Origin of the sequence: Nocardia sputorum (assembly GCF_027924405.1) — a bacterium.
Lineage (GTDB): Bacteria > Actinomycetota > Actinomycetes > Mycobacteriales > Mycobacteriaceae > Nocardia > Nocardia sputorum.
Map to the genome: position 1 here is coordinate 7328359 of NZ_AP026978.1, position 20669 is coordinate 7349027.

Annotated in this window: 14 protein-coding genes; 8 read left to right on the forward strand and 6 right to left on the reverse strand. The window is 69.5% G+C overall.

What is annotated here, in order from left to right:
• The first annotated feature begins 104 nt into the window (after nt 1-104).
• The 3 genes from QMG86_RS33070 to QMG86_RS33080 all read left to right on the forward strand — a co-directional run bounded on the left by QMG86_RS33070 (nt 105) and on the right by QMG86_RS33080 (nt 3128).
• Nucleotides 105-680 carry an HhH-GPD-type base excision DNA repair protein gene (locus tag QMG86_RS33070; RefSeq protein WP_281876823.1) on the forward strand — a complete coding sequence of 192 codons (576 nt, stop codon included), beginning with the start codon at nt 105-107 and terminating at the stop codon, nt 678-680.
• A 123-nt stretch (nt 681-803) separates the two neighbouring features.
• Nucleotides 804-1514 carry a DUF8020 domain-containing protein gene (locus tag QMG86_RS33075; protein ID WP_281876824.1) on the forward strand — a complete coding sequence of 237 codons (711 nt, stop codon included), beginning with the start codon at nt 804-806 and terminating at the stop codon, nt 1512-1514.
• Nucleotides 1515-1856: 342 nt separating this feature from the next.
• Entirely contained in the window at nt 1857-3128 is a 1272-nt protein-coding gene (locus QMG86_RS33080; protein ID WP_281876826.1) for an ROK family transcriptional regulator, read from the forward strand.
• 58 nt (nt 3129-3186) lie between these two features.
• Here the strand turns inward: QMG86_RS33080 and QMG86_RS33085 are convergent, their stop codons facing one another.
• On the reverse strand, nt 3187-4818 hold the full coding sequence (locus QMG86_RS33085; protein ID WP_281876828.1) for a DUF2207 family protein: 1632 nt from the start codon (nt 4816-4818) through the stop codon (nt 3187-3189).
• A 283-nt stretch (nt 4819-5101) separates the two neighbouring features.
• On the opposite strand from QMG86_RS33085, the gene QMG86_RS33090 reads away from it, so the two are divergent.
• Nucleotides 5102-6022: a neutral zinc metallopeptidase gene (locus tag QMG86_RS33090; protein ID WP_281876830.1), complete on the forward strand. Its 921-nt coding sequence runs from the start codon at nt 5102-5104 to the stop codon at nt 6020-6022.
• A 99-nt stretch (nt 6023-6121) separates the two neighbouring features.
• On the opposite strand, the gene QMG86_RS33095 is transcribed toward QMG86_RS33090, so the two are convergent.
• The 4 genes from QMG86_RS33095 to QMG86_RS33110 all read right to left on the reverse strand — a co-directional run bounded on the left by QMG86_RS33095 (nt 6122) and on the right by QMG86_RS33110 (nt 11352).
• Nucleotides 6122-7369, reverse strand: a complete 1248-nt coding sequence (locus QMG86_RS33095) for an ammonium transporter (RefSeq protein WP_281881265.1) — start codon at nt 7367-7369, stop codon at nt 6122-6124.
• 151 nt (nt 7370-7520) lie between these two features.
• Nucleotides 7521-8210, reverse strand: a complete 690-nt coding sequence (locus tag QMG86_RS33100) for a TetR/AcrR family transcriptional regulator (RefSeq protein ID WP_281876831.1) — start codon at nt 8208-8210, stop codon at nt 7521-7523.
• Nucleotides 8207-10453, reverse strand: coding sequence for an MMPL family transporter (locus tag QMG86_RS33105; protein ID WP_281876832.1), 2247 nt, complete (start codon nt 10451-10453; stop codon nt 8207-8209). The genes QMG86_RS33100 and QMG86_RS33105 overlap by 4 nt, the downstream gene beginning before the upstream one ends.
• Nucleotides 10454-10533: 80 nt before the next feature.
• On the reverse strand, nt 10534-11352 hold the full coding sequence (locus tag QMG86_RS33110) for a hypothetical protein (RefSeq protein WP_281876833.1): 819 nt from the start codon (nt 11350-11352) through the stop codon (nt 10534-10536).
• A gap of 450 nt (nt 11353-11802) precedes the next feature.
• Between QMG86_RS33110 and QMG86_RS33780 the strand changes: the two genes are divergently transcribed.
• The 4 genes from QMG86_RS33780 (at nt 11803) to QMG86_RS33130 (ending at nt 20064) form a co-directional block, all read left to right on the forward strand.
• Nucleotides 11803-15084: a DNA polymerase III subunit gamma and tau gene (locus QMG86_RS33780; protein ID WP_434086140.1), complete on the forward strand. Its 3282-nt coding sequence runs from the start codon at nt 11803-11805 to the stop codon at nt 15082-15084.
• A gap of 289 nt (nt 15085-15373) precedes the next feature.
• The gene (locus tag QMG86_RS33120; RefSeq protein ID WP_281876834.1) at nt 15374-16588 is read left to right on the forward strand and encodes an acetyl-CoA C-acetyltransferase; all 1215 of its coding nucleotides are present in this window, start codon (nt 15374-15376) and stop codon (nt 16586-16588) included.
• A gap of 114 nt (nt 16589-16702) precedes the next feature.
• On the forward strand, nt 16703-18853 hold the full coding sequence (locus QMG86_RS33125; protein WP_281876835.1) for a 3-hydroxyacyl-CoA dehydrogenase NAD-binding domain-containing protein: 2151 nt from the start codon (nt 16703-16705) through the stop codon (nt 18851-18853).
• A gap of 113 nt (nt 18854-18966) precedes the next feature.
• Nucleotides 18967-20064 carry an esterase-like activity of phytase family protein gene (locus QMG86_RS33130; RefSeq protein WP_281876836.1) on the forward strand — a complete coding sequence of 366 codons (1098 nt, stop codon included), beginning with the start codon at nt 18967-18969 and terminating at the stop codon, nt 20062-20064.
• Here QMG86_RS33130 and QMG86_RS33135 read toward each other — a convergent pair.
• Nucleotides 20061-20543, reverse strand: coding sequence for a MarR family winged helix-turn-helix transcriptional regulator (locus QMG86_RS33135; protein ID WP_281876837.1), 483 nt, complete (start codon nt 20541-20543; stop codon nt 20061-20063). The genes QMG86_RS33130 and QMG86_RS33135 overlap by 4 nt on opposite strands.
• Nucleotides 20544-20669: the final 126 nt, after the last annotated feature.

Here is a 20669-nt window from a genome sequence, read left to right on the forward strand (position 1 = left end):
TAACTCGTCGGGCACGCTCGAACAGCAGTGGCACCGACGCAGGACCGGAGCGCGGATCTCACGGCACCTACCAGTACGGCCTGAATCTACGGAGAGGCGGGACAGTGACGCGCACGCTGTGCCTGGCGCAGGACGCCGAGGCGGACAGGCTACTGACCGAGGACCACTTCGCCACGCTGCTCGGCATGCTCCTGGACCAGCAGTACCCGATGGAGCACGCCTTCCGCGGCCCGAAGAAGATCGCCGACCGGATGGGCGGGTTCGACATCCAGCGCATCGCCGAGGCCGATCCGCAGGAGTTCGAGGAACTCGCCGCGACGCCGCCCGCGATCCACCGCTACGGCCGGTCCATGGCCCGGCGTGCCCAGGAACTGGCGCGCTACGTCATCGAGCACTACGACGGCAAGGCGGAGAACATCTGGACCATGGGGGACCCGGACGGCAACGAAGTGCTGCGGCGCCTGAAGGACCTGCCCGGCTATGGCGAGCAGAAGGCGAAGATCTTCCTGGCCCTGCTCGGCAAGCAGCGGGGCGTCCGGCCGGAAGGCTGGCGGGCCGCGGCGGGCGCCTACGGCGACGAGGGCTCGCGCCGCTCGGTCGCGGACGTCACCGACGCCGAATCCCTCGCGCAGGTAAGGGAATTCAAGAAGCAGGCGAAAGCGGCGGCCAAAGCGAAGTAGTCCAGCAGCTGTAACTCGCCGGTTGCCTATTTGAAATCTGCATGCTTTTTTTCCTCGTTTCACCGGAGTTCCTCCCGGATGCTTTGCCTCGAAGGCTCCACCTGAGATGAGGGATTGCAGGACATGAGGATGAGGAAGCTCGCCGTGGTGGCGGCGCTGGTCACCATTGCGACCGGAGTGGCCGCGGGTACGTCCGGCGCCGCACCGGCGGAAGAAAGCGTGGAAAACGCGGTCAATTTCACCGCGTACGCGACCGATACCCAGTCGATCATCGAAACCGACGCGGGATCGCTGGTCGTCGAGGACGGCGTGTTCAAGGTGAAGGCGTCCAACGGTACCGTGCTCGCGGGTCATCCGCTGCGGTTTCAGCTGGACGACTTCGAATTCCCGATCGCCGCACAGATCTCCGGCCGCAGCGCGACGCTGACGCCGCTGCTCGACCGGGAGCACGCGGTCTACAAGCCGGTCGCGCTCCCGTTCGAGGACAAGGCGCCGTGGAAGAGCGAATACGACCGTGAAGTCGCCGCCTGGACGCGCCTGACCAGCACCATCACCATGGGCGCCGCGATCGGCACCCTCGTCGGCGGCATCGGCGGCGCGGCGGTCGGCTGCGTGCTCGGTGGCATCGCGGGCGCGACCATCGCCGCGGGGACCATCGCGGGCCTGTTCGGTCCGTTCATCCCGGCGGCGGGTGTCGGCTGCCTCGTCGGCATCGCGGCGGTCGGCGCGCTCGGCACTGTCGCGGGGCAGATCCTGATCACCGCTCCGGTCGCGATCGGCGCGGCGATCCAGTACTTCACGACGGTCAATCAGCCGTTCGCCGCGCCGAAGTAATGCTTCCGCGTGAAAAGACCCCGCCCCTGCGGACCTCCGCCGGGACGGGGTCTTTTCGTGTGCTTGCGACCTGGGGAAACAATGTGCGGGTGCGCACAACGGCGCGTCGAGGGTTGGTGTGTCATGGATATCGGTGTTAATTTAAATGACATGTCTGCCGGCCGATCGAACCTCCTGCGCGTCACTTACGTGACCGCCGCGCTGGGTCTTCGGCTGCCGTTGACGCGCGAACTGTGTCGCCTCTCTTGCTGCAGCTGAGTCGGTTTTCCGGCTCGTTTGCTGCCTCGCCGCCCATGTAGGCACGTCCCGTTGATTTACGGGACTTCAGCAAGGATCTGCACAATGTCCCTTCCCACCCTTGAACGTTCCGTCTCCAGGGTTACCGGCCGTGCCCGCGTCCAGCGTCCGGTTGTCGCTCCCGAACTGCGCATCGCCGACAACCCCGCGGCCGCGGTCCTGCGGGCCGCCACCGGTGGTCCCGTTTCCCGTGACAATGCCGCGCGCACAACGGGTTTGAGCATCGCCACGGTCAATCGCCAGGTCTCCGCTCTGCTCGCGGCCGGCCTGCTGCGGGAGCGCCCCGACCTGACGGCCTCGGGTGCGGTCGGACGCCCCCGGGTCCCGTTCGAGATCGATCACGAGGCCTACCTGACCATCGGCATCCACATCGGCGCCGCGGTCACCAAGATCGTCGCCGCCGACCTGCGCGGCCGCATCCTCGGCGGTTTGGCCATCGCCACCCCGCAGACCGGCCAGGAATTCGCCACCACCACCGTGGCCCGCAGCGCGAAGGCGTTCCTGCAGCGGTGGCACCGGCGCAAGGCGCTGTGGGCCGGTGTCGCGATCGGCGGCCGGGTCGACCCGCTCACCGGCGTCGTCGACCACCCGAAGTTGGAATGGCGTGGCGCGCAGGTGGGTTCGGTTCTCGCCGAGGTACTGGAGCTGCCCGTCTCGGTCGCGCCGCACGTGGAGGCGATGGCCGGTTCCGAGCTGTTGCTGCCCACGGGCGAGCCCAAGGACCAAGCCCGCGTCGAGCGGGGCAGCAGCCTGTACTTCTACGTGCGTGAAACCGCCGGTGTGGCAGTGACTCTGGACGGACGGGTGCACACGCCGAGCAACGGCCCCGGATCGATCGCGCATCTACCCACCGGCTCGGACGTCGAATGCCCCTGCGGACGGCGTGGCTGCTTGGAGGTGACCGTCGGCGATCGGTCGCTGCACTCCAGGGCCGTCGGCCGCGGCATCATCCCGGCGCACAACGGCACCGCGGGGTCGACCATCGCCGACCTGCACCGGGCCGCGGAAGCCGGTTCGGAGTCCGCGCGGGAGCTGCTCGCCGAACGGGCCACCATCCTCGGCCACACCGTGGCGATGGTGCGCGACATGCTCAACCCCGATCGGGTGATCCTCGGGGGGCAGGCATTCACCGGCTACCGGCCCGCGGTCGCGCATGTGGCGCGCGCGTTCAACCAGGGTTCGACGCTGCCGCCCACCGATATCCGGATCAGCGGATTCGGCGGCAAGGTCCAGGAATACGCCGCGGTGGTGACCTCGCTGAGCGTCCTCTACGCCGACCCGCTGGCGGCGGTCCGGCGAACCGCGTCGATCGACTGAGCACTACGACGAAAAGGACGACCGGCCGCACTGGCCGGTCGTCCTTTCGTCTGTGACGCTAGCGATGCGGATCTCCTGCGACGGCGAAAAGCCCTTCCAGCGCGGTGATGAAGAAGGGGAAGTGCCCGGCGAAGCGCTGCAGGTTGCGGTCGCGTTCGAAGCCGCCGAACCAATAGAGGCCGGGTTGCGCGTCGGCCGACGGATCGAGGTCGCGGAAGGCGCGGATCCAGTTGTCGGCGCGTGCGCCGAGCACCATGAACGGCAGCGCGCGGGAGAACACGGTCTCCTGATCGATCGGCGGGATCTGTTCGCGCCGAGTGTTTTCCAGGCCGCGCTGGAGCGCGCGGATCTGCCGGGCGAGTTCCAGCCCGCGCGACGTCCGGGCCGGCAGATACTGTGGCGCGAGCAGGCAGGCCACGCCACCGAGCGCGATGGCGACACCGACCAAGGCATGCCCGGAAGTGAGCGCGAGGGCTACGGTCGCCACGATGCCCGCGAGCACCAGCGCCCCGCCGAGCCACATCGCCAGGCCGGGGCGACGGCGATCGAGGAAGTTCCCCCGCGCGACGGCATCGGCCACCATGGCGGCGCGCACCGGACCGGAGGCCACGCGCCCCGGCCTGCGCAACTCGCCCAATGTCACCGCGTCGGCGCCGTCCGGCAGCAGCGCCTCGTAGACGGCCGTCTCGTAGGCGCGCAGCTGATCGTCCGGCGTGTTCACCCGGCTGATCCGCCAGTCGCTGTCGCTGAGCGGCGTGATCCGGAGATACCGGCGCACCGCGAGGTCCACCACCGTGGCGGCGACGTCGACCGGATCGACATGCCCGTCCAGCAGCAGCCCGGCCTCGCCGGGCAGTGCGCCGTCGGGTGAGGTGAACTGCACGCGGTCCCCCTCGCGCAGCAGCGGGTCGATCGTCTCCGAACCGCCGCCCACCGCCGCGTCCTGGCGGCGGGCGCGCAGCACGAAGGCGACCAGCGCCGCCAGTGCGAGCAGCAGGACGCCGAACGCGACGAGCACCGGGGCGGTGATCGCGAAGGGGCCCGCGTCACCGCTACCGCGCACGTCGGCGTTGCTCGGCACGGTGCCGGGCGGCAACTGCAGCGTCAGGTCGATCGCGTCGCCCTTGTGCAGGTCGGTCTGCTCCAGGAACAGGACGCCGTCGCTTTCGATCTTGACGTCGGCGCAGGGCCGGGTGTTGCCGGGCGGACCGAGTTTGCAGTCGACGATGCCCATTTCGAAACTCGGACTGATCAGCGAGGCGCTGATGGACGCGATGTCGGTGTTGAGCACCCCGAGCCAATGGAACACCTGGGTGCCCGGCGCGTCGCTCACGGTGTTCTGCACCGAGTACCGGAAGGTGGAGACGCCGGGTCGGGCCTCGATGGTGAACTGGTCGTTGGCGACCGTCGCGGTGCCCGCGCCCTCGGTGTCCACATCGGAGACCCGGAAGACGCGTTCGGCGTCGTCGCTCACCTTCAGCCGCAGCGGAAGCACCATCCGGAAGGAGCCCTCCGGCGGCACCGAAACCTGCTCGACCACTTCGAGGATGCCCTCGCGGTTCAGCTTCAGATCGGCGGTGATGGCCACGCCGCCCGGCTCGGGCTGGGCCTGGGTGACCGGGGCCGTCGCGAACATTCCCGCGATGGCGAGAAGCAGCGCGCCTAGGGCGGCCCCCCGAAAAGTCAGCATGGTCGCCTACTCTAGACAGCTTGCTATTCTGCGTCAGCGGCTGTCGGCGATCACTGAGACGAGGGGGTACGGGGGCGTGACACAACCACCGTACGGACACGGACCGGTCCCGCATGGAGGGCGTCCGGTCCCGCCGCCCGGCTACGGTGCGCCCTACGGCCCGCGACCGGGTTATGGCCCGCCCCCCGGTTATGGTCCCCCTCCGGGGTACCGGCCCGCGCCGGGATATGCCCCGCCTGCCTACGGCCCGCCACCGGGTTACGGCCCGCCGGTGCCACCGCCCATGCCCTATGGTCCGCCCGGGCGGCCGCCGTACCCGCCGCCCCGCAAACGGGGTGGCGGCGGATGGGTGGTGCTGCTGGTCGTCGTCGTGTTCGTGGTCGCGGCGGGGCTGGTGCGCAACGCGATCTCGGTCGGGCGTGGCGACAACGACGCGTCCGGTCCGCAGCCGAGCTTCACGTTCGACGCCCAGCCCGACGGTGCGTCCGGGCCGTCGGAAACCGCCAACAACCCGCTGCTCACGGATCCGAGCGCGACGCTGATTCCGGCGCGGTGCGATTACTCGCCGTGGGGCACTCAGGTGGACGCCGCCCGCAAGTTCTTCGAGAGCGCCGCGTCGTGCCTGGAGACGGCGTGGAAACCCGTGCTGCGCAAGGCGAATCTGCCGTTTCAGCCGCCGTCGCTGAACGTCAGCGCGACCACGACGGGTATCACCACCCCGTGTACCGGCTCGACCAGCAATTTCGCCGCGTTCTACTGCCCGGCGAACAAGACCATCTACATGCCGATCAGCCAGTTGCAGACCGACTACTTCAAGGACAACTGGGTGGTCTATCTGTCGGTCTTCGCGCATGAGTACGGCCACCACGTGCAGGCCATGTCCGGCATCCTGCGCAAGGCCAACAGCGAGCGCGCCGACGTGGGACCGCGCAGCTCCAAGGGACTGGAACTGTCGCGGCGAGTCGAGTTGCAGGCCAACTGCTTCGACGGCATGTACCTGTCCTCGTCGTCGAGGGGCGGTTCGCTGACCGATCCGCAGCTCACTCTGGCCCGCAAGGACGCCTACGGGCGCGGCGACCAGGCCGGGGACATGCGCGACCACGGCTCGGCGGAGAACGGCGGGCAGTGGTTCGAGACGGGTTTGGACAACAATCGTGCGGCCCAATGCAATACGTTCACCGCGTCGGCGAGCTCGGTGAGCTGAAACGCCGCCGCAGGACGGATTTGTCTCGCTGAGCTCGCCCCTGGCTGGTCACAGCGACCGGAATCGGTTTGCGCACTGTCCCCGACGCCGTCGCGGTGATCAGCCCCGATCCTCATCGAGCAGGCGATCGGTGTGCGGACGCCCGAGGTGACCCTCGCCTAGGCGGCGCGGCGTATGGCCGTGCACCCCTTCGGCGTACGCCGTCTCGGCGTGCAAGGCGAAGTCGATACCCGCGGTCTCGTCCTCCTTGCTGACCCGGAATCCGATGAGCCGGTCGATGCCCTTGCCGAGCGCGAACGAGACGCCGAACGCGTAGGCGGCGACGACGAGCACCGCCACCAGCTGTTTGCCGAGCTGAGTGAACCCACCGCCGAACAGCAGGCCCTCGACCCCGCCGGTCATCACCTCGGTGGCGAGCAGACCGATCAGCACGGTGCCGACGATGCCGCCGACGAAGTGCACGCCGACCACGTCGAGGGAGTCGTCGTAGCCCGCCTTGAACTTCCAGCCCACCGCGAACGAGCACAGCACGCCCGCCGCGAGCCCGACCAGCAGCGCGCCCAAGGTGTTGACCGACCCGCAGGAAGGAGTGATGGCGACCAGTCCGGCCACCACGCCGGACGCCGCGCCGAAGGTGGTGGGCCTGCCGTCGCGGATCTGCTCCACCGCGAGCCAGCCGAGCATGCCGAGGCAGCCTGCCACCAGGGTGTTCAGGAAGACGGCCGCGGCGAGGCCGTTGGCCGCCAGCGCCGAACCGGCGTTGAAGCCGAACCAGCCGAACCACAGCAGGCCCGCGCCGAGCAGCACGAAGGGCAGATTGTGCGGTCGCATCGCGTCGGTGCGGAACCCGATGCGCGGGCCGAGCACCAGCGCGAGGGCCAGGGCGGACGCGCCGGAGGCGATCTCCACCACCAGGCCGCCGGCGTAATCCAGCGCGCCGAACGAGGCGAGCCAACCGTCCGGGCCCCACACCCAGTGGGCGATCGGCGCGTACACCGCCAGCGCCCACAGCGGCACGAAGATCATCCACGCGGAGAACTTGGCGCGGTCGGCGATGGCGCCGCTGACCAGCGCGGCGGTCAGGACGGCGAAGGTGAGCTGGAACGTCGCGTACAACAACTCGGGTACCGAGCCGCGCACCGAGCCGGGGTCGATGCCCGCCATGCCGAGGTGACCGAGGCCGCCGATCAGGCCGCCGCCCGCGTCGGCGCCGAACGCCAGACTGTAGCCGAGAAGTAGCCAGGTGACGGTTACCAGTGGGATCGCGATGAAGTTCATCATCAACATGTTGAGCACGCCGGTCGAGCGCACCATCCCGCCGTAGAAAATGGCCAGGCCCGGGGTCATGAGCAGGACGAGGGCCGTGCTGACGAGCAGCCAGGCGGTGGCCGCGGGATCGATGGTTGGGGACACGGGTGCACTCCTTCCGCGCGCGTGCGCTGGAAGGAAGTTACCGAACGGTCGCTAGCGGGTCGACAGCCGATCGGCTCGAGCGCGGTCAGGCCGGGGACGAGCCTTTCCTGACCCGGCGCAGCCACGTGGTGACCGTGCCCGGCGTCGGCGGGTCCGCGCCGACCAGGTCGAGCACGCTGTAGCCGAGGCACGCCGCGCCCATCACGCGCGAGGCGACGGCTTCCGCGTCGCCCCAGGGCAGGAAGGGTTTGGCCAGCAGCAAGGAGGCGATGCCGTGGGCGACCGACCACAGTTCCAGCACGATCGGCCGCGGGTCGCGCGGTGCCATCGTCCCGTCGTCCATGCACTTGCGCACCGTGGCCGCGAAATGCTGGAAGGCCCCGCTGGTGAGGACCTGGTCCACCGCGCCTTCGGTCTCGGTGGGCGCGGTCGCCAGCCGGTACTGCTCGGGATGCGCGAGGGCGAAGCGGACGTAGGCCATGCCTTGCTCGTGCAACTGTGTCACCGGGGAGGCCGCGGGGTCGGTGGCCGCCCGCATCGCGTCGGCCAGGTCTTCGAAGACCTGAGCGACCACGGCCTCGATGAGTTCGTCCTTGTCGGCGAAGTGCCGGTAGATCGACGGCGCGCTCACGCCCACCAGCTTGCTCACCGCCCGGATCGAGACGGCGTCCGCGTGCCCGGTCCTGGTGAGCAGGTCGGCCGTGGCCCGCAGGATCTCCTCGCGCAGCTGAGCTCCCGAGCCGCGCGGCGAGCGAGGGCGTCTGCCACCGATCATGCCCGCCCTGCGGTTTCCAGCGGGCGGGCGGCGGCGTCCTCCTCGCCCTCGGTCAGCCCGATCTTGGCGTGCAGGCGGGCCAGCGGCGCGGGCGCCCACCAGTTGAGCGGACCGAGCAGGCGCATGAGCGCGGGCGCGAGCAGGCCGCGGATGATCGTGGCGTCGGCGAGCACGGTCAGCGTGAGGCCGAGCCCGAGCAGCTGCATGAACGACACCTTCGCGGTCACCAGCGCGCCGAGCACGATGGCCATCAGCACGGCGGCCGCGGTGAAGATCCGGCCCGTGCGTGCCAGGCCGACCGCCACCGCGCGGGTGTTGTCGTGGGTGGCCAGCCACTCCTCGCGCACCCGCGACAGCAAGAACACCTCGTAGTCCATGGACAGGCCGAAGGCCAGGCAGAACATCAGGATCGGCATGGTCGGCACCAAGTAGCCGACCGGGGTGAAACCGAGCAGCCCGGACAGGTGACCTTCCTGGAACACCCAGACCATCGCGCCGAAGGCGGCGGCCAGCGACAGCGTGTTCAGCACGAGCGCTTTGATCGGCAGTACGACGCTGCCGGTGAACAGGAACAACACGATGAACGTGGTGAGGGCGATCAGGGCGGCCGCGAGCGGAAGCCGGGCGGCCAGCGCGTGCAGCGAGTCGGCGTTGGCCGCCGCCGCGCCACCGAAGAGCGCCTCGCCCGGCGCCGGGATCGCCCGGATCGCGTTCAGCTGACGGTCACCGGCGGGTGAGAACGGATCGAGCTTCGTCGCGACACTCAGGTAGGTGCCGGTGTCGTTGCTCATCCCGGGCGGCGCCGGTGCGACTCGCGCGCCCGTCACGTAGATCCCGGCGGCGGAGAGGACGGCGGGCACGCCCTCCACCTTGGACAGTTCGGCGGCGTATCCGCCGAGCGCCGCGGTGTCGCCGTGATAGCCGTCCAGCACGATGGTGGTGCTGGCGACCGGGTCGGCCTGGGGGAACTGGGTGCGCATGGCGTCGCCTACCTGGCGGCTGGACGCGGTCTCGGGCAGCACCCGGTCGTCGGGATAACCGAATTTCACCGACAGGAACGGTGCGCCGAGCGCCAGCAGCAGCGCGATGATCACGATCGCGACCGGAGCCGCGTGCCGCATCACCACGCCGGCCAACCGGTACCAACCGCTGTCCTCGGGCGCGTGCGGGCCCGGTGCGGGCGCGTCGCGCCGGAACAGGCGGCGCAACGGAGCTCGCAGGTCGAGGGAGTTCACCCGGTGCCCGAGCAGGACCAGCGCGGCGGGCAGCACCACGATCGACGCGGCCGCCGCAGCGGCGACGACCGCGACACCCGCGTAGGCGAAACTTTTCAGGAAGTACAGGTCGAACACGCTGAGCACGGCCAGCGACAGCGCGACGGTGAGCGCGGAGAACAACACGGTGCGCCCCGCGGTCTGCACGGACCGGATGGTGGCGGCGGCCGGATCCAGGCCGCGCGCCAGTTCCTCCCGGAAGCGGCTGACGATGAACAAACTGGAGTCGATGGCCAGCGCCAGACCCATCGCCGTCGTCATGTTCAGCGCGTAGATCGAGACGTCGGTGAACAGCGTGCACAGGCGCAGCAGCGCCAGCGTCGCCAGGATGGCGAACACGCCGATGGTCAGCGGGAGGGCCGCGGCCACCAGGCTGCCGAACACCAGAACCAGCACGATCATCGACAACGGCACCGCGACGCCCTCGGCCAGGGTGAGGTCGCGGGTGGTCTGCTCGGTGACGTCGTGGTAGATCGCGGCGATGCCGCCTTGGCGGACCGTGATGCCGTTGGAGACGCCCGCGAACTGCCGCTCCAATTCGCTCGCGGTCTTCTGGACCTGCGTCTCGTCGCCGTCGATGTAGGCGACGACAAGGGCGCTCTTGCCATCGGTGCTGCGCAACGCGTTCGCCAGCGGCTGCGGGGTGGTCCAGTAGGACTGGACGCCCTGCACGTCACCGCGATTCTTCAGCGCATCGGCCAGCTCGATGCCCGCCGCCTTGGTGGCCGGGTCGTCCGCCCCCGCGGCCGAGCCGACCAGCAGGACAAAATTGGGCGCTGCGCCGGCGAAGTTGTCGGCGATCAGCTCGGCGACGCGGGCGGACTCGGCCTCGTTCGACGTGAACCCGCCGGACTTCAGGTGCGCGGGCGCGGTGGCGCCGAAAACGCCGCACAAAATGGCGATGACCAGGGCCGCGGCCAGCACCGCGCGCGGAGATCGGGTGATGAATCGGGCTATCCGGGTCAGCATCGCGGCTCCGCTCGCTTGGTTAACGGCGTTAGAGTAACGCTGTTAACCTATGGTGTCGAGCCCGCACGGTCCACTCCGTTTCAGCCGCGAGATCTACGCATGGCGCGCAACCCGCGTCGCCCGGGCACGGGGAGGTCGTCGCGCATCTCCACCCACTCCGCGGTGGTCAACCAGAGCTGCTGGGCGCGGGCATCGGCGGTGTTGTGGAAGATCCTGCGCCCGCGGTCGTCGCGCAGTTCTTGCGCGACCACCGACCAGCGCGGCGGGCGGCCGTGCTCGGCCTGGTAATCCGCCAGATAGGTCGCGATCGCGGTGCCGATGGTGTTCACGGGGCGCAACGAGACCCGGTTGCCGTACTGGGCGGCGTAGAAACGCCGGGCGGCGCACAAGGAACGGGGATTGGCGTTGGAGGCGATCCACCCCGCGCGCTGGGCCCGCTCGATCAGCCAGAGGTGTTTGACCGCCGACGGCGCTATATTGCCGACGCGAGTGCGGATCAACGTCATGATCTGCTCGGTGCACAGCACGTCGCGACGGGTGGGGCCGTAGCCGTGCGCGGTCCAGTGCGCGTCAGCCAGTTTGGCGAGCACCCGGCCGAAGTCGTCGATGCTGCGCTGGGCGCGGCGGCCGAGGCGTTCGATGCGCTCGGCCTCGCGGCGCATCTCGTTCTGCGCGGTGAGGGTGCGGATCGCGGCCATGGTGGGCACCTGGCCGCGTTCGAGGAGTTCGAGGATGGCCGCCGCGGTGGTCGGATCGGCGGCCGCGGTCACCGGCAGCGAGTCGCGCTTGATCGCGAACTCCTGGGGGCTGATGGCGCGGCTCAAGAGGGCGACGGCGGAGCGGTCGCCTGCGAAATCGGTGCTGGACAGCCAGGCGGCGGCGATGTCGTCACACGACACGGTGGACGGTCCTCCGGTGGAAGTGGGGATTGGCGCTGGTCACCCGTGGGCTCAGTTCGGTAGGTTGTGCCCCGGTCGGGATGAGGGACCGGCCGGGGTCACCAACCTGATGAAGGTTTGGCTACCGAAGTTGCCGAGTGCCACGTTAGCCAGCGGATTGCGTCGCTGTCACCCATGGTGACGGTTTCGTTATTTCCAAAAAGTCGTGGTAAATCGGGGTAGGAGTCCATATTTTCCGGCGCGGACGGGACGCTTCGGTGGGCAAGTCGGACTTCGCTCGTGCAGCATGAGCGATAGCTCTGAGGTTGCTGTCGCGTACGTACCGGTCGGCCTCCGAAGAAGGCGATACGCATGTTGTGATGTGAATCACATCATTCGGCTCGTCTGGGTCACCTCCCGGGGCCGCAGGCGGGAATGTCCTTTGTCGGCGGTCGCCGGTAACCTCTGGCCGTGGCTCTGTACCGGAAGTACCGACCGGCAACGTTCGCTGAGGTGGTGGGTCAGGAGCACGTCACCGACCCGCTGAGTACCGCGCTCGACACGGGGCGGATCAGTCATGCCTATCTGTTCTCCGGTCCGCGCGGCTGCGGGAAGACGTCGTCCGCGCGCATCCTCGCCCGCTCGCTGAACTGCGCGGAGGGGCCCACCTCGACGCCCTGCGGCACCTGCCCGTCCTGTGTGGCGCTGGGGCCCGGCGGTCCGGGCAATCTGGACGTCATCGAACTCGACGCCGCGAGCCACGGCGGCGTCGACGACACCAGGGAACTGCGTGACCGCGCCTTCTACGCGCCCGCCGAGTCCAGGTACCGGGTCTTCATCGTCGACGAGGCGCACATGGTGACCACCGCCGGGTTCAACGCGCTGCTCAAGATCGTCGAGGAGCCGCCCGCGCACCTGATCTTCATCTTCGCGACCACGGAGCCGGACAAGGTGCTGCCCACCATCCGGTCGCGTACGCATCACTACCCCTTCCGGCTGCTGCCTCCCGCCACGATGCGCGGACTGCTCGGGCGGATCTGCGAGCAGGAGCATGTGCAGGTCGAAGAAGCGGTGTACCCCTTGGTGATTCGCGCGGGCGGCGGTTCGCCGCGCGACAGCCTCAGCGTGCTCGACCAGCTGCTGGCGGGCGCGGGCCCCGAGGGCGTCACCTACGCCCGCGCGGTCTCGCTGCTCGGCGTCACCGACGTGGCGCTGATCGATGACGCGGTCGAGGCGCTGGCCGCCGACGACGGCGCCGCGCTGTTCGGCACCGTCGACCGGGTGATGGAGGCGGGCCACGACCCACGGCGTTTCGCCGTCGACCTGCTCGATCGTTTCCGCGACCTGATCCTTTTGCGGGCGGTGCCCGACGCCACCGAACGCGGTCTGGTCACCGGCCCCGGTGACGTGCTCGATCGGATGCGCGACCAGGCGGCGCGTTTGGGCTCGGCCACCCTCACCCGTTACGCCGAGCTGCTGCACGAGGGGCTGGGGGAGATGCGCGGCGCCACGGCGCCGCGGCTGCTGCTCGAAGTGGTCTGCGCGCGCATGCTGCTGCCTTCGGTGTCCGACGCGGAATCCGCCACGTTGCAGCGGTTGGAACGGCTGGAGCGCGGCCTGGCCGGTGGGTCCCTCGGTTCCGCTCCCGCCGCGTCCGCGCCGCCTGCTTCCACCCCCGCGGCCGCGGCCGGGCCGCCCCGTCGCCGAGGTGCCGAGGCGCTGGCCGCGATGCGGGAGAATCGCGGAGGTGGTCGCTCGGCTGCCGACGCAGGTGGTGGTGCTTCCGCAGGAGATTCGGCGCAGACCGGTGGCGGGGAGGGGGCGGCGCCCGCCCGAGGCGCGTCCGATGACGCCGGAATCGTTGAGCGCCCGCAGGCAGGCAGCGGTGCGGGAGCGGATCCGTCTTCCGGTGCGGCAGGCTCCACCGCTGGGCCGCGTGGCGGTGGGGAATCCGCGAGTGGGGAGCGTCGGCCGTGGCCCGCCGGTGGTGCGTCGTCCCGGGACTCGATGGCTTCGCCTGCGGGACGCGGCACGGATCCGTCTGCGCCGGTAGCCGAACCGGATTCCGCCGCTGTGCCCGGCAGTCGCTCTGTGGGGACGATGCCGGGGGGAGGGCCGAGCGCGAGCGTAGCGACGAGTGCTCCGAACATCGGGACGGACGACACGTCCGGGTCCACGCCCGGCGTATCCGGGTCGGCTGGCGACGCCGTGCGGGGTGGAGGCGTCGGAGCGGGACGCGTTTCTTCCGAACCCGCTGCCGCACAAAGTATTTACGATGTCGCGTCAGCGCACGGGCGTGTTCCGGCCGAGCAGGCGGCGAATTCTCGGCCTTCGGGCGCGCACGCGGTGTTGCCCGGCGCCGATCCGGCCGTCGATCGCGATCGTGGAGTCGCGGACTCGAGTGGCGCGCGGCAATCTGCTGTGGGACCCGAGCAGGGGGGTACGGACCCGGCTACTGCGCGGGAGTCTGCTGTCGGCCGTGAGCGTGGGGCCGGGGGTTCGAGCGATGCGCGGGACTCGGCTGCGGGCCAGGATCGCGGGGCTGCGACTTCGGCTGTTGCTCGGGGTCCTGCTGTCGGACCCGCTCGCGGGGCTGCGGATTCGGCTGTCGCGCGGGGTTCTGCTGTCGAGCCCGATCGCGGGGCCGGGGACTCGGGCGATAACCGGGACTCTGCTGTCGGCCGCGGTGCTGCGGACTCGAGTGCCGCGCGGGGTTCTGCTGTCGAGCCCGATCGCGGGGCCGGGGACTCGCGCGATAACCGGGACTCTGCTGTCGGCCGCGCGGCTGCGGACTCGGGTGCCGCGCGAGATTCTGCTGTCGGACGTGAGCGCGGGGTCGGGGAATCGAGTGCCGCGCGGGAATCCGCTGTCGGCCAGGAGCGAGGGGCCGCCGATTCGGCTGCCGCGCGACGTCCTGCCGTCGGTCAGGAGGCGCGGGACGCGCAGACATCCTCGCCGGAGCCCGCCGCCGGTTCTTCCTCGGTATCGAGCGACGATCTGCTGCGCGAAGTGGAAGCCGCTTGGACGGACATTCGTGCCAAGGTGCGGGAGTTCGGCGCGGCCGTGCAGGCGATGCTCGCCGGCGCGTCGGTCGCCCGGGTGGAGGGCGAGGTCATCGTCTTCGCGCATCAGCACGCGCCGTTGGCCCAGCGCCTGTCCGATCCGCGGAATCTGGAAGCGGTGCGGTCGGCGGTGCGGGCGGTGCTCGGACGCGACCACGAGGTGCGCTGGGAAGCCGGCGGCGCGGCGCCACGGCCCGCGGCGGCGCCACGGGCGGGCGGAGCGGGCAACCGCACCCGCGGGCAGGCGGGCAATCAGCCGGGACGTGAATCCGGCAACGCTGCAGGACGCGCTTCGGGCGCCACTGCCCCGCCGCGGTTCTCCCGCCCGAGCCAGGCGAGGAACGCGAGCGCCGACAAGGCGGGCAGCGCGGGACGTCCACGCGCGGGCGGCGCGGACCCGCGTCCGTATCCCGCGGACGACGACATCCCGCCGCCCGACTACCCGGACCTGCCCGACGACCCGGGCCCCGCGGACTATCCCTCGCACGACGCCGGGCCGAGCGCGAACGACGCCCCGGCCGAGCGCGGCTGGGACCGGGACGGGGTCGTCCCGGCCTCGACACCGGAGGAGGAGCAGGAGATGATGGCCGCCGCGGCCGATCCGGTGGCTCCCGGCGACCGGCGCGACCCGGACGAGGTCGCCATCGAATTGCTGAAGAGTGAGCTGGGTGCCACACGGTTGGATGGTTGACAACCACCGTTCTCACGACGTTAAGTTAACCGGAGTTCGCACTCCACGGTAGTATGGACGGGTAGCCGGGAGCTTCGGTACGCCGACGTTCTATGGTATGCCCAGGCGTACGGGCGACCGGGTCGTGCGTCCGCTGTCGCCTGCCTGGTTTTGTACAGCGTTAGGAACGGTCGGCCGCAAGGCCGGTCGGCGAGGTCAGCCGCAGCCACGCCGCACCCGCGGTGTCGCCGCACACCCGCGCTCGGACGGACATACGTCCGGCCGCAGCACATTGAGGAAGGAACACTCCATGACCACAGAGGCCTACATTTACGAGGCCATCCGCACTCCGCGCGGCCGTGGCAAGAAGAACGGCTCGCTGCACTCGGTCAAGCCGATCGACCTGACTGTTGGTCTGATCCAGGAGCTGCGCGGCCGCTTCCCGAACCTCGACGAGGACCGGATCTCCGACCTGATCCTCGGCGTGGTCGCGCCGGTCGGCGACCAGGGCGCGGATATCGCCCGTACCGCGGTCACCGTGGCCGGCCTGCCCGACACCGTCGGCGGCTTCCAGCTCAACCGCTTCTGCGCCTCCGGCCTCGAGGCGGTCAACCTCGCTGCCCAGAAGGTCCGTTCCGGCTTCGACGACCTGGTCATCGCCGGTGGCGTCGAGTCCATGTCGCGCGTGCCGATGGGCTCCGACGGCGGCGCTTGGGCGCTCGACCCGGCCACCAACTACGACACCTACTTCGTCCCGCAGGGCGTCTCCGCCGACCTGATCGCCACCATCGAGGGCTTCAGCCGCGACGATGTCGACGCCTACGCGGTGCGCTCGCAGGAGCTGGCCGCCAAGGCCACCACCGGCGGGTACTTCGCCAAGTCGATCGTCCCGGTCAAGGACCAGAACGGCATCGTCGTGCTGGACAAGGACGAGCACATGCGCCCCGGCACCACCGCCGAGGACCTGGCCAAGCTGCAGCCGTCCTTCGCCGTGATCGGTGAGATGGGTGGCTTCGACGCGGTGGCGCTGCAGAAGTTCCACTTCGTGGAGAAGATCAACCACGTGCACCACGGCGGCAACAGCTCGGGCATCGTCGACGGCGCGGCGCTCGTGCTCGTGGGCTCGGAAGAGGCGGGCAAGGCTTCCGGCCTCACCCCGCGTGCGCGCGTCGTCGCGACCGCCACCAGCGGTGCCGACTCCACCATCATGCTCACCGGTCCGACCCCGGCCGCCAAGAAGGTGCTGGCCAAGGCGGGGCTGACCCTCGACGACATCGACCTGGTCGAGATCAACGAGGCGTTCGCCTCCGTGGTGCTGAAGTTCCAGAAGGACCTGAACGTCCCGGACGAGAAGCTGAACGTCAACGGCGGCGCGATCGCGATGGGCCACCCGCTGGGCGCGACCGGCGCGATGATCACCGGCACCATGGTCGACGAGCTGGAGCGTCGCAACGGCCGCTACGCGCTGATCACGCTGTGCATCGGCGGCGGCATGGGCGTGGCCACCATCATCGAGCGGGTCTGAGCCCCAACCGACAGCTGAGAATTCACGCGGCGTGAGCGTCAGGCCCGGAGGCGGCAGCCTGCGTAACCACGTAGGGCCGCGAACGCCGCCAATTCACTTAGGAGACACAGAGCTGTGAGCGAAACCAACATGATCGGTTGGGAGCAGGATTCGGACGGCATCGTCGTGCTGACGATGGACGACCCGAACCAGGGCGCCAACACGATGAACGAGCTGTACAAGAAGTCGATGACCGCCACCGTCGACCGGCTCGAGGCGGAGAAGGACACCATCACCGGTGTCGTGCTGACCTCCGCGAAGAAAACCTTCTTCGCGGGCGGCGACCTGAAGAACATGATGAAGGTCGGCCCGGACGACGCCCAGGCGCTGATGGAGGAGCTCACCGAGATCAAGAGCGCCCTGCGTCGCCTGGAGCAGCTGGGCAAGCCGGTCGTCGCGGCCATCAACGGCGCCGCGCTCGGCGGCGGCCTGGAGATCGCGCTGGCCACCCACCACCGCATCGCCGCGGACGTGCCGGGTTCGCAGATCGGTCTGCCGGAGGCCACCCTCGGCCTGCTGCCCGCGGGCGGCGGCATCATCCGCACCGTGCGCATGCTGGGCCTGCAGAACGCCCTGATGCAGGTGCTGCTGCAGGGCCAGCGCAACAAGCCGGCCAAGGCCAAGGAGATCGGCCTGATCGACGAGCTCGTCGGTTCGATCGAGGAACTGGTCCCCGCGGCCAAGGCGTGGATCAAGGCCAACCCCGAAGCCGGTGTGCAGCCCTGGGACAAGAAGGGCTTCAAGATCCCCGGCGGCACCCCGTCCTCGCCCGCCTTCGCGGCGAACCTGCCCGCGTTCCCGGCGAACCTGCGCAAGCAGATCAAGGGTGCGAACATGCCCGCGCCGCGCGCGATCATGTCCGCCGCGGTCGAGGGGTCGCAGGTCGACATCGACAACGCGTCGCTGATCGAGTCCCGCTACTTCGTGCACCTGCTCACCGGCCCGGTCGCGAAGAACATGATCCAGGCGTTCTTCTTCGACCTGCAGACGATCAACAACGGCGGTTCGCGTCCGAAGGACGTGCCGAAGAAGGAGATCAAGAAGGTCGGCGTGCTCGGCGCGGGCATGATGGGCGCGGGCATCGCCTACGTCTCGGCCAAGGCGGGCTACGAGGTCGTGCTGAAGGACGTCTCCATCGAGGCGGCCGAGCGCGGCAAGAACTACTCCGAGAAGATCGAGGCCAAGGCACTGTCCCGGGGCAAGACCACCGAGGAGAAGTCCAAGGCGCTGCTGGACCGGATCAAGCCGACCGCGGACGCGGCCGACTTCGCCGGCGTCGACTTCGTCATCGAGGCCGTCTTCGAGAACACCGAGCTGAAGCACAAGGTGTTCCAGGAGATCGAGGACATCGTCACCCCCGACGCGCTGCTCGGCTCGAACACCTCCACGCTGCCGATCACCGGTCTGGCGACCGGCGTGAAGCGCCAGGAGGACTTCATCGGCATCCACTTCTTCTCGCCGGTCGACAAGATGCCGCTGGTGGAGATCATCAAGGGTGAGAAGACCTCGGACGAGGCGCTGGCCCGGGTGTTCGACTACACCCTCGCGATCAAGAAGACCCCGATCGTCGTCAACGACAGCCGCGGCTTCTTCACCTCCCGCGTGATCGGCACCTTCGTCAACGAGGCGATCGCCATGCTCAAGGAGGGCATCGAGCCCGCCACCATCGAGCAGGCCGGTCTGCAGGCGGGCTACCCGGCCGCGCCGCTGCAGCTGTCGGACGAGCTGAACATGAAGCTCATGCAGAAGATCGCCAAGGAAACCCTGGAAGCCGCCGAGGCGGGCGACACCACCCTGGGCGTCAAGCGGCACCCGGCGCAGGACGTCATCGACTACATGGTGTCGGAGGGCCGTCCGGGCCGCCTGGAGAAGGCGGGCTTCTACGAGTACGACGAGAACGGCAAGCGCACCGGTCTGTGGCCGGGCCTGCGTGAGCACTTCAAGACCACGGCGGACTTCGGTGTGCCGCTGCAGGATCTGATCGACCGCATGCTGTTCGCGGAGGCGATCGAGACCCAGAAGTGCTTCGACGAGGGCGTGCTCACCTCCACCGCCGACGCCAACATCGGCTCGATCTTCGGCATCGGCTTCCCGGCGTGGACCGGTGGTGTGCACCAGTTCATCGTCGGTTACCCGGGTGGCCAGGAGGCTTTCGTGGAGCGTGCCGACTACCTCGCCAAGACCTACGGCGAGCGCTTCGAGGTCCCGGCCTCGCTGCGTAAGTAGTCTCGCGCCGGAAGGCAACGGCGAAGCCCGCCACCACGTTTCGTGGTGGCGGGCTTCCGCCGTTTTCCGGCCCGTTCACCTTCGCGTCCGTTCGGCCGGATAGGTTGGCAGCCGTGCCGAGACATAGTCGCCATGTTCTGATCGCCGGTTGCGCCCTCGCGCTCGCTTCGGGCCCGGTCGCGGCCGCCGACCCGGTGACGGCGCCCTCGGTGCGCTTGCTCGGCGAGCAGACGATCGCGTCGAACTCGGATTTCGAGGGCACCGTCGTCGGTGGCCTCTCCGGAATCGACTACTCGCCGCGCACCGGTGAATACGTGCTGATCAGCGACGACCGGTCGAGCAAGAACCCGGCGCGGTACTACACCGCGCGCATCGAGGTCGGCGAAGGCGGTGTCGGACCGGTGACGCTCACCGGGACGCGACCGTTGCCGACCGCGACGGGCGCTGTCTACCCACCGATGTCGGTGGACCCGGAAGAGATCCGGGTGGACCCGTGGACCGGCGACTACTACTGGACGCAAGAAGGTGAGCGGACCGGCATGGTGCTGGACGACCCGTCCGTGCGGATCACGCACCCGGACGGCTCCTACGCCGGCGAGCTGCCGATCCCGGACAACGAACGGATGCGCCCCGACACCGGCCCCCGGCGGAACGCGACGCTGGAGGGGGCGACCTTCCTCGCCGCCGGCGCGTTGTTCGCGACCTCGATGGAGGGGCCGCTCCTGCCCGACGGCCCCGCGGCGACCACGACCAGCGGAGCGCTCACGCGCATCACCATCCAGGCTCGATCGGGTCCGCTGCTGGCCCAGTACGCGTATCCGGTGGAACCGGTCTTCGCCGAATCGCGGCCCGAGCCCGGCCGCGGTGAGACCGGGATCGCGTCCATCCTCGCCGCCGATCCGCTGGATCCCACGAAACTCCTTGTGCTGGAACGGTCCTACTCGCCGGGCACGCCCAACAAGATCCGCGTCTACGAGGCGGACCTGAGTGCGGCGACCAACATCCTCGACGCCCCGATCGGCGCCGCGCGCCCCGCGAGCAAGCGGCTGCTGATCGACCTCGACGACGTCGGGCTCTCGGCCGTCGACAACGTGGAGGGCATGACCTGGGGTCCTCGCCTGCCTTCCGGCGAACGGACCCTCGTCCTGGTCAGCGACGACAACTTCGACAGCCGTCAGGTCACCCAGGTCATCGCCCTGGCCATCGCCTAGTCCGCGGGACGCAACTCCTCGGCGGCCGCCTGGTACGCGGCGGCCGCCCTGGTGAAGTAGTCGAACAGCACCTCGCGCTGTTCGGGTGGGTAGCCGCGGATGATCTCGCCGATGCGCTGCCGCGCGGGGGCGAGGACCTCGTCGAGATCGGCGGGTTTGCCGATCAATTCGACGATCACCTTGCGCCGGTCGCCCGGGACCGGCGCGCGGCGGACGTAACCGGCGTCCTCCAGACGATCGATCAGCCGCGTGGTCGGGCCGGTCGTCAGTCCGCTGCGTGCGCCGAGCTCGCCCGGCGTCATCGGTCCGGCCAGTTCGAGGATGTTGAGCGCGTAGAGGTCGGTGGCGCCCAGGTCGACCGCCCGCGCGCCGGCTTGTCCGTGCAGCATGACCGCGCTCAGGTAGCGCCGATAGACCGAACCCGCGTCCGGTCGTAGGCCGCGTGCCGCGGAATCCTCGTCGGGATCAGGCGTTGACACCGAATTCCTCCACGTCCAACTTCTGCCGATGTAAACAGGCTTCTCGAAAGAAGAAAACTCCGTGCAGAAGCAACTTATCACGACGCCTGCTTGACCCGATTCTCGTGGGGTAACCGTTGTGGTGGA